This is a genomic window from Myxococcus sp. MISCRS1 (assembly GCF_026626605.1).
Taxonomy (GTDB): domain Bacteria; phylum Myxococcota; class Myxococcia; order Myxococcales; family Myxococcaceae; genus Myxococcus; species Myxococcus fulvus.
Genome location: NZ_JAPNKB010000001.1, coordinates 9,588,727 through 9,601,771 on the forward strand (window position 1 = coordinate 9,588,727; position 13,045 = coordinate 9,601,771).

Consider the following 13,045-nt stretch of genomic DNA (forward strand, 5'->3'; position numbering starts at 1 on the left):
GACGCGCGAGCCCGCGCCCCGAGGGGTGCCTGCCGGCGGCGGTGCTTCGCTCAAGCCCCTCCGGTCGCTTCGGACGAACACGGTGGGAAACAGGAGCATGAGATGACGACCCAGGGACTGATGCAGGCGGCGGCGGAGGTCGCGCGCTCGGCGGGTGACGTCGCGCTCAAATTCTTCCGAGGAGGCATCGCGGTGGACACCAAGAGCGACGGCACACCCGTCACCGTGGCGGACCGCACCGCGGAGCAGACGGCACGCGAGTGGCTCGAGAGGCGCTTCCCCGAGGACGGCATCCTCGGCGAGGAGTTCGGTGAGACACGCCCCGGCGCGAAGCGTCGCTGGATCCTCGACCCCATCGACGGCACCAAGACCTTCATCCGCGGAGTGCCGCTGTGGGGCACGCTCGTCGCACTGGCGGAAGGTGAGCGCATCCTCGTGGGGGCCGCGTACTTCCCCGCGGTGGGCGAGCTGCTCGTCGCCGCTCCTGGCGAAGGTTGCTTCTGGAACGGCCAGCGCGCCCGCGTCTCCGAGCAATCCGACCTCGCCCGCGCGGTGGTCCTCTCCACCGACGAGCGCTTCTCCCAGTTCCCCGAACGAGGCGAGGCCTGGCGCCGCTTCACGCGGGACGCCGCCGTGTCGCGCACCTGGGGTGACTGTTACGGCTACCTGCTCGTCGCCACGGGGCGCGCGGAGGTGATGGTGGACGAGCTGCTCTCGCCCTGGGACGCGGCCGCGCTCCAGCCCATCATCGAGGAAGCCGGCGGCGTCTTCACCGACTGGACCGGCAAGCGCACCGCCTTCGGCGGCAACGGCATCGCCACCAACGCGGCGCTGGCCCGACTCTCACGCGAGCGCCTGGGCGCGACGAGGACCCCCTGATGCTGGACCTGGACACACTCGACTTCACCAAGGGCAACGGGCTCGTCACGGTGGTGACCCAGGACGCGGCCACGGGCGACGTGCTGATGGTCGCGCACGCGGACCGCGAGGCCCTGGAGCGCACGCTCGCCACCGGCGAGATGCACTACCGCTCCCGCTCGCGAGGCCTCTGGCACAAGGGCGCCACCAGCGGGAACACCCAACGCGTCGTCTCGCTGTCCGCGGACTGCGACAGGGACGCGGTGCTCGCTCGCGTCCACAAGGCCGGCCCCGCCTGTCACACCGGCGAGGAGACCTGCTTCGGCGCCGGTCGCTGGGATGCGCTCGCCGCGCTCGACGCCACGCTCACCGAGCGCGCTTCACACGCCCCGGCGCGAGACGAGAAGCCCGGCTACACGCGACGCCTGCTCGGCGACAGGAACCTGCGACTCAAGAAGCTGGGAGAAGAAGCCGCGGAGCTGGTCACCGCCTGCGCGGACGCGGACGCGAGCCGCGCCGTGGAGGAGGCCGCCGACCTGCTCTACCACCTGCTCGTCGCCATCAAGCCCCTGGGGCTCTCGCTCGAGGATGTGAAGGCCGTGCTCGCTCGTCGCGCGGCACCCCAGGTCTCAAACGACACGAGATGAGGCCGTCACACTTCACGTGAAATCCACGCGGGGCTGTCCGGACATTCCACGTATCAGCCCCCGAATTCCGGACGTGTCAGCGTCGACCCAGCGGGATTTGTCCGTCACGGCTGCATCCTCACAGTCGCACTGCGACGAAGAGGTGCGCGCCCCCAGCAGTGACTCTCTTCAATGAAAGGAGTGTTCCTGCTACACATCCAGACGCGCGGCGCAGTGGAGAACGCCGGCCGGGCGCTTCGTGGCATCGAAACCGTCCGCCTCACCGGAGGCATCGTGAACGGCCCCACCACGTACAAGGCAGAGCTCATCGACCGAGTCATCTTCTCCCGCTGGCAGAATCCTCCGACCAAGGAGGACGTCGCGGCGATCCTGGCTCAGATGGAAGAGGCGGCGACGAGCCTCAACACGCGCCTCATCTACATCGGCTCCGTGAGCCCGAAGTCCAAGGTGCCCGACGCGAACGAGCGCACCATCCTCAACAACTTCCTGGTGGACGCTCGCAAGAAGTGTGTCGAGCAGGCGTGGCTCATCTACGAGGGCACGGACCTGCAGCACAACCTCCAGCGCGTCATCATCTCCGGCGTGCTCATCCTCACCCGCACCTTCGACAACTTCCTGTCGGTGGCGAAGTCGGGCGAGTCCATCGTCAAGGACGTGAGCACCGTCCTGAAGAAGGACGCGGCGCCCATCTTCCAGCTCGCCAAGGAGCGCGGCCTCGTCGCCTGAGGCCGCCCCGGCGCGAACTCACCGGACGCCGAGTATCTCCAGCTCCGCGAGCTGGCCGTCCGCGCTCTCGGGGAACACGCTGACCGCGTCCACGTCCACCTGCGGCACGGTCAGCACGCAGCTCTCCCACGCGCCCGTGCCCTGGTAGCGGCACACCGTGGGGTTCACGAACGAGAAACCTCCCTCCGGGTCACCGAGCCCCACGCCCTTCGGGGTGCGCACGATGGCGCGCAGCGTGCCCGCACCCTTCGCCCGGACGCGCACGCCCACCAGGTGCTTGAGCGTGGGCGCGTAGCCCGCGCGCAGCGCCCCATCCGCCGCCCAGCGTGAGGTCTTCGACGCGTTGCTCACCGCGACGCGCGTGTTCTCGTCCCCGTCGAAGGCCTGGAAGCCGGGCTGGGCCCCGGTGAGCTGATCCGGCTTCACCGGCTCGGTCTCCACGCGCGGCGCGCTGACGAGCGTCCGGAGCGTGGGCACCTTGTCCCCCTGCTGGAGTGCCGCCGCGCGCAGCACGGACACGGGAAGGAGCCCGGCCCCCTGGCAGCGGGGGGCGAGACCCTCCAGCAATGGGAGCACCGTCGCGGGCAGGGCGACCTCCGCCTGGGCGGCCGGGGCCAGCCCCAACCGGACGAGGGTGTCGCAGGCTCCCGCCGTGCCCGGCCCCGCGTGCTCCAGGTTCCACAGCAGCTCCGGGACCTCCGGCGCGCGGCCCACCGTGGCGTCCAGCAGGGCCTGACCCACGCGCTGCGCGCAGGGGTTCACCGGGCCCGGGCACTGCTCGCACAGCGTGGCCAGGAGGCCCCGCAGCGGAGTGTCCACTCCCTGGCTGAACGGGGCCCGGGCATTCAGGGCCGGCCCCAGCTCGCAGGCGCGCGCGGTGGGCTGGGCGCAGGCCTTCAGGCGCGCCCGGGCATCGTCCAGGATGCTGGGGACCTCGGGGGCGCGCAGGGCGGCGTCCAGGGCCCGCTCCAGGGCGAGACAGTCGGGCGAGCCGAGCGTGACGGGGGCGGCCGGGGAGGCGGCGGCCCGGGCGGGGGGGCGCTCGGGCGGGGCAGCGCTCGTCACATCCTGGTGCGTCACGCACCACAGACGGCCGAAGGCGATGAGCGCCACGAGCATCAGGAGGAGGGTTCTGAGCGGGAAACGGCGCACGAGCAATCTCCTTGATTCCAACCGGGAGCGGGGGTTATCAGCCCCACCGGGTTCCATCCGCAAATAATGACGGAGGCGTGCGTGGCTGAGACGTTCGACGTGGTGATCATCGGTTCGGGCCCTGGCGGCTACGTGGGCGCCATCCGCGCGGGGCAACTCGGGCTGAAGACGGCCATCATCGAGAAGGACAAGCGTCTGGGTGGCACGTGCCTCCACCGCGGGTGCATCCCCACCAAGTCCCTGCTGTGGACGGCGGAGCTGTTCCACCACGTCAAGGAGGCCGGGGACTTCGGCATCGACCTGTCGAGCCCGACGGTCAACTGGCCGAACGCGATGAAGCACAAGGACAAGGTCGTCACCAAGGGTGCCAACGGCATCGACTTCTTGATGAAGAAGAACAAGGTGACGGTCATCAAGGGCCACGGCCGCATCGCGGGCAAGGGCAAGGTGGAGGTCACCGCCGCCGACGGCACCAAGCAGGTGCTGGACGCCAAGAACGTCATCATCGCGACGGGCTCGGTCCCCAAGTCCCTGCCGAACGTGCCGGTGGACCACAAGCGCGTGCTCAACAGCGACTCCATCCTGCAGATCGAGCGCATCCCCAAGAGCATCATCGTCCTGGGCGCGGGCGCGGTCGGCTGTGAGTTCGCGTCCATCTTCAACCACGTGGGCAGCAAGACGGCCATCGTGGAGTACCTGCCGGCGCTCTTGCCCATCGAGGACGCGGACATCTCCAAGGAGCTGGAGAAGATCTTCCGCCGCCGCGGCATCGACGTGCACACGGGCTCCGCGGTGGAGAAGGTGGAGCACACGGCGGACGGCGTGCGCGTCACGATGAAGGTCGGCAACGAGACCAAGACGCTGGAGGCGGAGATCCTCCTGTCGGCCGTGGGCCGCTCGCCGGTGACGGACGACGTGGGCCTGGACAAGACGTCCATCAAGACCGAGCGCGGCTACATCAAGGTCGACTCGATGCTGCGCACCAGCGAGCCCAACGTCTACGCGGTGGGCGACGTCATCCCCACCCCGATGCTGGCCCACATGGCCAGCGCCGAGTGCGTGGTCGCGGTGGAGCACATCGCGGGCAAGAACCCGCAGCCCATCAACTACGACCTCACCCCGTCCGCCACGTACTGCTACCCCGAGGTCGCCTCGGTGGGCCTGACGGAGAAGAAGGCCAAGGAGCGCGGCTACGACGTCAAGATCGGCAACGCCCCGTTCGGCGCGGTGACGAAGTCCGCCATCACCAACGAGTCCACGGGCCTCATCAAGATCGTCTCCGACAAGAAGTACGACGAGGTGCTGGGCATCCACATCATCGGTCCGCACGCCACGGAGCTGCTGGCCGAGGCCTGCGTCGCGCTGAAGCTGGAGATCACCACCGAGGAGCTGGCGGGCACCATCCACGCCCACCCGACGCTCTCGGAGATCGTCCACGAGGGCGCCGAGGCCACGCTGGGTCACCCGCGCCACTTCTAGTCGGCGAGGGTGGAGGACGGGCGCCCCTCACGGGTGCCCGCTGGGGCCGTCCCGGAGCGCGAGCTTCGAGGGCGGCCTCTCCATTTCCGGCGTCCTCCCGATGCCCAGGTCCAGCAGCTCCGCCAGGTCCAGCGCGTCCAGCAGCGCGTGCCCTCGCGAGTCGTTGTTGAAGTAGACCCAGGCGGTGTGGCCCGCGTCCCTCCACCGCTTCAAGTCGCGCGCCACGGGGCGCAGGGCCGCCTTGCCGTAGCGGCCCATGTACCGGGCCTCGGTGCCGTGGAAGCGCAGGTAGCGAAAGCCCCCGGTGGGGTGGGGAATCGGCTCGGGCAGCAGGTCGTGCTCGCAGAGCCCGGCGCGGTGCCGCTCCAGGACGTCCAGCACCTCCGGGTGGTACCAGGCGGCGTGACGGAACTCGACGACCTGGCGGATGCCCCGAGGCTGGTGGGCGAGGAAGCGGTCCAGCTTCTCCGGGTCCGCCCGCGTCATGTGGGGCGCGAGCTGCCAGAGGATGGGGCCCAGCTTGCGGCCCAGGCGCAGGACGGGGGCGTAGAAGCGCTCCAGGCCCTCGTCCACGTCGGTGAGGCGCTTGAGGTGGGTGAGGAAGCGGCTGCCCTTGCAGGCGAAGCGGAAGCGGCCGGGGACCTCGTCGCGCCAGCGGTCCACGGCCTGGGGCGTGGGCAGCCGGTAGAAGGTCGCGTTGAGCTCCACCGTGGGGAAGACGCGCGCATACCAGGAGAGCCAGCGGCGGGCCGGCAGGCCGGTGGGGTAGAAGCGCTGCTTCCAGTCCTTGTAGACGTACCCGCTGGTGCCCAGGTGGATGGCGGCCATGGGCTTCAGGCTGGGCATCCGGGGGCCCCGGTGCTCGCCGACAGGGGGCTGCCCGGCCGGGGCGCGGGCATTAGTAGGGAGACGACGTGCGCGAAGGCCCTGCGGGTGCTAACGCCTCGCGTTAGAGGCTTCCCGCTTGAACGTCTTCCGCCCAAACCATAGAAGGCCCGCGACCCATGGCGACTCCTGACCGGTTCCCTCTCCCCCAGGTGACAGAGACGACCCGCAAGCCGGACTGGCTGAAGGTCCGCCTGCCTCACGGCGAGGGGTACGAGCGGGTCAAGGCCATCGTGAAGCGCACGAAGCTGGCCACCGTGTGCGAAGAGGCCCGCTGCCCGAACATCGCCGAGTGCTGGGGTGGTGGCACGGCCACGGTGATGCTGATGGGCGAGGTCTGCACGCGCGCGTGCCGCTTCTGCCACGTGAAGGTGGGCGCTCCGCCGCCGTTGGATCCGATGGAGCCCATCCACCTGGCCCAGGCCGTCAAGGAGATGGACCTGGAGTACATCGTCGTCACGTCGGTGAACCGGGATGACCGGCCCGACGGTGGCGCCAGCCACTTCGCCTCCGCGATCCGCGAGCTGCGCCGCGAGAGCCCGCGCACCATCGTCGAGGTGCTCATCCCCGACTTCAAGGGCGTGGAGAAGGACCTGGCCACGGTGGCCGAGGCCCGGCCGCACGTCGTCGCGCACAACGTGGAGACGGTGGAGCGGCTGACGCCGACGGTGCGGGACCGGCGCGCGAAGTACGCCCAGTCGCTGCGCGTGCTCGAGTACCTGAAGAACCGTCCCGAGGGCCTCTACACCAAGACGTCGGTCATGGTGGGCCTGGGCGAGACGGACGCCGAGCTGGAGCAGACCTTCAAGGATTTGCGCGGCGTGGGCGTGGACGTGCTCACGCTGGGACAGTACCTGCAGCCCTCGCAGTACCACCTGCGCGTGGAGCGCTTCGTCACTCCGGCGCAGTTCGAGTCGTACAAGAAGCTGGCCGAGTCCTACGGTTTCCTCTACGTGGCCTCGGGTCCGCTGGTTCGTTCCAGCTATCGCGCCGCCGAGTTCTTCATGAAGGGCCTGATGGAGCGCGAGCGCTTGGAGCGACTCGGCTGAGCGGGCCCGATTCGAGCCTTGACGCAACCCCCGTTCCTCTCGGAAAGACACCCCATGGCAACCTTCGAATTCAAGCTCCCCGACCTCGGTGAAGGCGTGATGGAGGGCGAGCTGGTCAAGTGGCACGTCAAGGCCGGCGACGTCGTCAAGGAAGACCAGGTGCTCGCCGAGGTGATGACGGACAAGGCCACCGTCACCGTCCCCAGCCCGAAGGCCGGTCGTGTCATCCAGACGCACGGCAAGGAAGGGGACATCGCGAAGGTGCACCACCCGCTGGTGACGATGGAGATCGAAGGCGCCGCGCCGGTCCAGGCCGCGGGCCACGGGGCTCCCGCTCCGGCGGCGTCGGCGGCGGCGCCCGCTCCGGCGGCTGCCGCGGCGTCGACGCAGGCGACGAAGGTGCTGGCCACGCCGGTGACGCGTCGGATGGCGCGTGAGCACGGGCTGGACCTGACGACCATCTCCGGCAGTGGTCCGCAGGGGCGGGTGACGAAGGCGGACGTGGTGGCGGCGCTGGAGGGGGGCGGCGAGCAGAAGAACGTGGTGGTGGCGGCGCCGGCCCAGGCGCGTCCCGCGGCGCCGTCCGTGTCGACGGGGCGGTCGGATGAGCGCGTGCCGCTGCGGGGCCTGCGCAAGAAGATCGCCGAGAAGATGGTGCGCTCGAAGTTCACGATGCCGCACTTCGCCTTCGTGGAGGAAGTGGACGCGACGGAGCTGGTGGCGCTGCGGGCCCGGCTCAACGCGCAGCTGGCGGCGGTGGGCGACAACACGAAGATCAACTACCTGCCGTTCATCATCAAGGCGACCATCGCCGCGCTGAAGCGCTTCCCGCACCTGAACGCCAACTTCGACGAGGCGGCGCAGGAGCTGGTGGTGCGCGGCGAGTACAACATCGGCATGGCGGTGGCGACGCCGGACGGCCTGACGGTGGCGGTGGTGAAGGACGCGGACCGGCTGACGCTGGCCGAGCTGGCGCGCGAGACGTCGCGGCTGGGTGTGGCGGCGCGTGAGCGCAAGCTGAAGATGGAGGAGCTGACGGGCGGCACCTTCACCATCACCTCGCTGGGGCAGACGGGCGGCCTGTTCGCCACGCCCATCATCAACCACCCCGAGGTGGGCATCATGGGCGTGCACAAGCTCAAGAAGCGCCCGGCCGTGGTGAAGGACCAGGTCGTGGTCCGCGACATGATGAACCTGTCGCTGTCGTGCGACCACCGCGTCATCGACGGCTCGGTGGCCGCGGACTTCGTGTACGAAGTCATCAAGTACCTCGAGAAGCCGGACATGCTGTTCCTGGCGATGACCTGAGGTCCCTGGATGCGGGCCCGGTGAGCGGAGGCTCCCGGGCCTCGTGTCCACGGTAGGGCGTCCCGTGGGGTTGCCAGGGGACGGACCGCCCGCTCGACGGAGGTCGGGCGGTGGTCCTCCAAGACGGTTAGGCTCTGTCGGTATGGCCGAGAACCCTCGCGAGCTGATCCGCGCCGCGCAGTCCGCCGAGCTGAGCGGTGACGCGCCTCGTGCGGTGGAGCTGTTGTTCCAGGCCGCGACGCTCTTCCAGCGCGCGGGGAACGCACCTCGGGCGCTCCAGTTGCTGCGCCATGCGCGCCGACTGGATGCGCGCCGCGCGGACATCGCCGACGAGGTGGCGCGACTCGAGCGGATGTCGGCGATGGACGCTGACGAGCCTGCCCCTCCAGCGCCCTTGATGATGGGAGGCGAGGAGGGTGTCTCGCCATTGGAGCTGGCGTTGAGGCAGCGCCTCATCGAAGCCGCGCTGCGCGAGGAGGAGGCGCCTGGGCTCGCGCAAGCACCTGCCGAAGTCACCGCGTGGGTGTTGGACGCAGAGGTGAGTGAAGACCTGCAGCGCCTGGAGGCCCAGCTGTCGCGTGGGAGCGACTCGTACGAGGCCGAGGCGTCGCGAGATGACGCGCTCGCTCCGACGGACGAAAGCACAGGAGCGTCTCCGGGAAGGGCCGGGCCGCCTCGACAGGGGTGGGTCGCTGATCCGCACGACAGCATTGGCGCTGGTGTGACGTCGCGCGTGACAGCCGGAGCTTCGCCATGCTCGCGATCAGCCGACGATGGGGGAGGAGAATCTCCCGAGCAGGGAGGACTCGCGCCGCGAGGCCGGAGCAGGGTCGGGGCCGACAGCGAGCGCTCTGGCTCGACGCGTGGCCAGTCGTCGGGCGTGACAGCCGGAGTGCCGGCGCGGGACTGGGAACTGGACGCTGACGACAGTGCGAGTTCCGGCGAGGGCTCGAGCGTGGCAGCCCGAGCGTCGCCAGACTTCCGATTCATGGCCCGGAGCGCAGGTGCGCGAAGTCGAGCACGAAGCTTCGGTGGCGATCGACTCATGGGTGGCGCTGGCTCTGACGATGCGTCCTGGAGTCCAGGGCTGCTCGATGCGTGGGATGGCCCGGTGGCTGGCGTGTCCGGAGCCGATGACACGTCGGGCGCGGTGGGGTCGAGCAGCGCATCCGAGGTCGAGGATGAGACCTGGCTTCTGGGGGACCAGGGCGAGTTCGTGAGCGCCGAGGCGAGCCAGCCCCACCTCTTGGGTGTGACGGGAACCCGTCCGTTCGGAGCGCCGCTGCGCGAGTCGTCTGACGAATTCGAAGGCGGTGAGGATGACGTCGCGCGCGAGCCTCACGACGTGGAGGACACGCCACCCCAGCGTCGACGCAAGCCGCGCATCATCGAACGTGGCCCCACCCGCGCGGACGTGACGCTGGACGCGTGGTGCTCGTTCTGTTGCCGACCTCGCGCGGAGATTGGTGAGCTCGTCGCGGGACCGGCGGGCGCGTTCATCTGCAAGGCCTGCCTCACGGCCTCATCATCCCTGTTCGGTGACTCGGTGAGCCCGGTGTCGCTCCCGGCCCGTCCTCGCGTCGAGACGCCGACTCCGAGCGCGCCGGACTTCATCGGGCAGCCGGAGGCGCGGAGTGCGCTCATCGATGCACTCCGCACGGGCGTCCGCTGCGTGCTGCTCATCGGTGCGGAGGGCTGTGGGAAGAGCACCTTGCTCCAGATGCTCCAGCGAGAAGGGCAGGGCGCTCTCACCACGGTCGACGCGCTCACGGCGGCTCCATCCTCCACGCCGCTGTTCATCGAGGACGTGGACCAGCTGACCACGGAACAGCAGCGCACACTCAGCGCCTTCCTGGGTCGGGCCTCGAGGCCCACGGTGGTGCTCAGCGCGCGAGGCACGTCACCTACGTCGAGCAAGCTCGCGCTGCGTGGAAATGGCCTCCGCCTCAACGTCCCCACCACGGACGCCCTGTCGCGTGCCGTGAGCGGCACCGTCACAGTGAGCATCCTGGAGCACGTTCAGCGCCTCGTGTCCCTGCGTCCGCCCACGTCCGCCGAATACAGGGACATGGCCCGGGCCCACCTCGCCGCGCGTGAGCACACGACGACGGTGTCCGAGAAGGCCCTCTTCGTGCTCGTGGCGGAGGCCGCGCGTTCCCCGCGCGCGGGCCATGAACTCCAGGCGCTCCTTCAGCGCATCCCCCCAGGCACCTGGGACCTCGACAAAGTCACGAAGCCAGCCCCTGCTCGCAAGGGGCGGCGCAAGAAGGGAACGTCGTGAACACCATCACCGTCTACCGGCTCGGCCGGGTGGAGTACGAGGACGGCCTCGAGCTCATGCGCCTGTTCGGCGACGCGCGTCGCGAGGGGCTCTGCTCGGACGCACTGCTCCTCCTGGAGCACCCGCCCGTGCTGACCCTCGGCCGAGGCGCGAAGCGCGAGAACATCACCGCCTCCGACGCGAGCCTCTCCGCCGAGGGCGTCCAGGTCTTCGAGACCAATCGCGGCGGCGACGTCACCTACCACGGCCCCGGGCAGATCGTCGGCTACCCCATCTTCCTGCTCCCCGAGTCGCGCCGCGACGTGCGTCGCTACGTGCGCGACGTGGAGCGCTCCATCATGCAGGTGCTGTCCGAGTGGGGCATCACCGCCGGCCCCATCCCCAAGTGGCCCGGTGTGTGGATTGGCGAGGAGGGCGCCCCGGACGCGCGGAAGATCGCCGCCATCGGCGTCCACATCTCCCGCTGGCTCACCACGCACGGCTTCGCGCTCAACGTGAACACGAAGATGGAGCACTTCCGCTTCATCGTCCCGTGCGGCATCCGCGAGGCCGGCGTCACGTCCATGCAGCGCGAGCGTGGCAACGCCATCCCCGTGTCCGACGTGGAAGAGGCCCTGGCTCGCAGCTTCTGCGCCGTGTTCGACAGCGAGCGCGTCGATGCGCCGCCGCCCATGTCCACCGTCAGCGTCGCCGTGGTGCGCGGACATGGCCCCGAGGCCCGCGTCCTGCTCGTGCGCCGCCGCCCCGAGCGCGGAGGCTTCTGGCAGATCCTCACGGGCCGCGTGGAGCCCGGTGAATCACCCGCCCAGGCCGCCGCCCGCGAGCTCGAGGAGGAGACCGGACTGCGCCTTGCTCCCAAGGACCTCCACTACCAGCACGCCTTCGCCATCGGCGAGACCCTGCCCCCCGTGCTCGCGCGGGAGAACGGCTTCGCCGTCCAGGCCCCTCCGGACGCGGACGTCCGCCTGGGCCCGGAGCACGACACCTTCGAGTGGGTGGACGTGCCCACCGCCCTGGAGCGCCTGCCCTTCGTGGGATTGCGCGAGACGGTGAAGCGCGCGGTGGCCCGCCAGCGCGGCGGCGCCTGAGCTACAGCGAGAGGACCATCGCCTCCTTGGCGGCGATGGCCTCCGGGCGGTGCTTGCGCACCTGACGCAGCAGCTTGTCCATGGCCACGTCGTCGCGGGACGGGTCGTGGTGGAAGAGCACCAGCGTCTTGACCTCGGCCGCGTCCGCGGCGGCCACGGCGGCCTGCCACGTCGAGTGGCCCCAGCCCGTGCGCGCCGGCCCACTGCGGCCGTGGTACTCGTCCTCCGTGTACATGGAGTCGTAGATGAACAGGTCCGCGCCGCGCGCGAACTCGAACATCGCCGCGTCCAGCTCGCTGCCGTGCTCCACGTCCGTCGCGTACACCACGGACCTGTCGCCGCACTCCACGCGGTAGCCCAGGTTTCCGCCCGGGTGGTTCAGCTCCAGCCACCGCACCTTCGCGGGGCCCACCCGCAGCGTGTCCCCGGGCGCCAGGTCCCGATACGTCAGCTTCGCGCGGAACGTGCCCTCGGCCGTCACCGGGAAGTAGGGCTGCACCATCTGCCCGCTGAGCAGCTCGCGCGTGCTGCGCCCGTTGCGCGCGGGCCCGTTCACCGTCAGCTCGCTCGTCGGGATGAAGATGGGCGCGAAGAAGGGGAGCCCCTGCAGGTGGTCGTAGTGGTAGTGCGAGATGAAGATGTTGCCGCGCACCGGCGACGTGCCCGACGCCAGCAGCGCGTCACCCAGCGCTCGCGCCCCGGAGCCCAGGTCGAAGATCAGCAGCTCGTCCCCGCACCGCACCTCCACGCACGGCGTGTTGCCCCCGTAGCGCTTCGTCTGCGGACCCGGGGCGGGGATGGAACCGCGCACACCCCAGAAGCGCACCTCGAACGGCACGCGCGCCTGATTGCGCACGGCGGTGTTGCGCCGCCGCGCGGGCGTCTTCTCAGCCGGCCTTGGCTTCCGTGTCGTCGTCCTCGGCGAAGAGCTCAATCAGGTGCCCCGTACGCTCGCGCTTCGTCCTCAGGTAGTCGACGTTATGCGGATTGTGCTCGGTCCGGGAAGGGATTCGACGCAGGACCGGAATCCCTTCCTCCACCATCCCGGCGATCTTCAGCGGGTTGTTGGTGATGAGGTCCACCGAGCGTACGTCCAGCGAGCGCAGCATCTCCGCGGCGATGTCGTAGCTGCGCAGGTCGTCCGCGAAGCCCAGCTGCCGGTTCGCCTCGTACGTGTCCAGCCCCTTGGCCTGCAGCGCGTACGCCTTGATCTTGTTCCCCAGGCCGATGCCCCGGCCCTCCTGCCGCAGGTAGAGCACCACGCCCAGGCCCTGCTGGGTGATGAAGTCCAGCGCCCGGTCCAGCTGCTCGCGGCAGTCGCACTTGAGGCTGCCGAAGACCTCGCTCGTCAGGCACTCGGAGTGGATGCGCACCGGCACCCCCTCCACGCCCGACACACTCCCCGCCACGAGCGCCACGTGCTCGCGGCCGTTGCGCTTGTCCCGGAAGACGATGGTCCTCAGCGGTCCACGCCCCGTGGGGACGTCCGCCTCCGAGAAGCGCTCCAGGTGCTGGGTGGGCTTTCGGGTCGGAAGGACCTGGGGTGAGCGAGTATCCGACATGGTGTTCTGT

Annotated in this window: 12 protein-coding genes; 8 read left to right on the top strand and 4 right to left on the bottom strand. The window is 69.9% G+C overall.

Features of this window, described 5'->3' with window-relative positions; translation table 11 throughout:
* Nucleotides 1-102 precede the first annotated feature (102 nt).
* The 3 genes from hisN (at nucleotide 103) to OWM54_RS38475 (ending at nucleotide 2,231) form a co-directional block, all read left to right on the top strand.
* Complete coding sequence (gene hisN / locus OWM54_RS38465; protein ID WP_267700595.1) at nucleotides 103-879, top strand: histidinol-phosphatase; 777 nt, start codon at nucleotides 103-105, stop codon at nucleotides 877-879.
* The gene (gene hisIE, locus OWM54_RS38470) at nucleotides 879-1,505 is read left to right on the top strand and encodes a bifunctional phosphoribosyl-AMP cyclohydrolase/phosphoribosyl-ATP diphosphatase HisIE (protein ID WP_267700596.1); all 627 of its coding nucleotides are present in this window, start codon (nucleotides 879-881) and stop codon (nucleotides 1,503-1,505) included. The genes hisN and hisIE overlap by 1 nt, the downstream gene beginning before the upstream one ends.
* 171 nt (nucleotides 1,506-1,676) lie before the next feature.
* Nucleotides 1,677-2,231 (top strand): DofB protein, encoded by a 555-nt coding sequence (locus OWM54_RS38475; RefSeq protein ID WP_223747628.1) that lies wholly within the window; start codon nucleotides 1,677-1,679, stop codon nucleotides 2,229-2,231.
* 18 nt (nucleotides 2,232-2,249) lie between these two features.
* Here the strand turns inward: OWM54_RS38475 and OWM54_RS38480 are convergent, their stop codons facing one another.
* Nucleotides 2,250-3,383, bottom strand: coding sequence for a hypothetical protein (locus tag OWM54_RS38480; RefSeq protein WP_267700597.1), 1,134 nt, complete (start codon nucleotides 3,381-3,383; stop codon nucleotides 2,250-2,252).
* Between the two features lie 81 nt (nucleotides 3,384-3,464).
* Between OWM54_RS38480 and lpdA the strand changes: the two genes are divergently transcribed.
* The gene (gene lpdA, locus OWM54_RS38485) at nucleotides 3,465-4,862 is read left to right on the top strand and encodes a dihydrolipoyl dehydrogenase (RefSeq protein ID WP_267700598.1); all 1,398 of its coding nucleotides are present in this window, start codon (nucleotides 3,465-3,467) and stop codon (nucleotides 4,860-4,862) included.
* 27 nt (nucleotides 4,863-4,889) lie between these two features.
* On the opposite strand, the gene OWM54_RS38490 is transcribed toward lpdA, so the two are convergent.
* Nucleotides 4,890-5,708: a DUF72 domain-containing protein gene (locus OWM54_RS38490; protein WP_267700599.1), complete on the bottom strand. Its 819-nt coding sequence runs from the start codon at nucleotides 5,706-5,708 to the stop codon at nucleotides 4,890-4,892.
* Between the two features lie 158 nt (nucleotides 5,709-5,866).
* On the opposite strand from OWM54_RS38490, the gene lipA reads away from it, so the two are divergent.
* The 4 genes from lipA (at nucleotide 5,867) to lipB (ending at nucleotide 11,473) form a co-directional block, all read left to right on the top strand.
* On the top strand, nucleotides 5,867-6,796 hold the full coding sequence (lipA, locus tag OWM54_RS38495; protein ID WP_223747632.1) for a lipoyl synthase: 930 nt from the start codon (nucleotides 5,867-5,869) through the stop codon (nucleotides 6,794-6,796).
* 54 nt (nucleotides 6,797-6,850) lie between these two features.
* Nucleotides 6,851-8,104, top strand: coding sequence for a dihydrolipoamide acetyltransferase family protein (locus tag OWM54_RS38500; protein ID WP_267700600.1), 1,254 nt, complete (start codon nucleotides 6,851-6,853; stop codon nucleotides 8,102-8,104).
* A 1,120-nt stretch (nucleotides 8,105-9,224) separates the two neighbouring features.
* On the top strand, nucleotides 9,225-10,385 hold the full coding sequence (locus OWM54_RS38505) for a ClpX C4-type zinc finger protein (RefSeq protein ID WP_267700601.1): 1,161 nt from the start codon (nucleotides 9,225-9,227) through the stop codon (nucleotides 10,383-10,385).
* A complete protein-coding gene (gene lipB, locus OWM54_RS38510; protein WP_267700602.1) occupies nucleotides 10,382-11,473 on the top strand; it encodes a lipoyl(octanoyl) transferase LipB in 1,092 nt (363 codons plus the stop codon). The genes OWM54_RS38505 and lipB overlap by 4 nt, the downstream gene beginning before the upstream one ends.
* A gap of 1 nt (nucleotide 11,474) precedes the next feature.
* Here the strand turns inward: lipB and OWM54_RS38515 are convergent, their stop codons facing one another.
* Both OWM54_RS38515 and ribA read right to left on the bottom strand, forming a co-directional pair.
* Nucleotides 11,475-12,311: an MBL fold metallo-hydrolase gene (locus OWM54_RS38515; protein ID WP_223747739.1), complete on the bottom strand. Its 837-nt coding sequence runs from the start codon at nucleotides 12,309-12,311 to the stop codon at nucleotides 11,475-11,477.
* Nucleotides 12,312-12,360: 49 nt separating this feature from the next.
* A complete protein-coding gene (gene ribA / locus OWM54_RS38520) occupies nucleotides 12,361-13,035 on the bottom strand; it encodes a GTP cyclohydrolase II (RefSeq protein WP_141325957.1) in 675 nt (224 codons plus the stop codon).
* Nucleotides 13,036-13,045 lie beyond the last annotated feature (10 nt).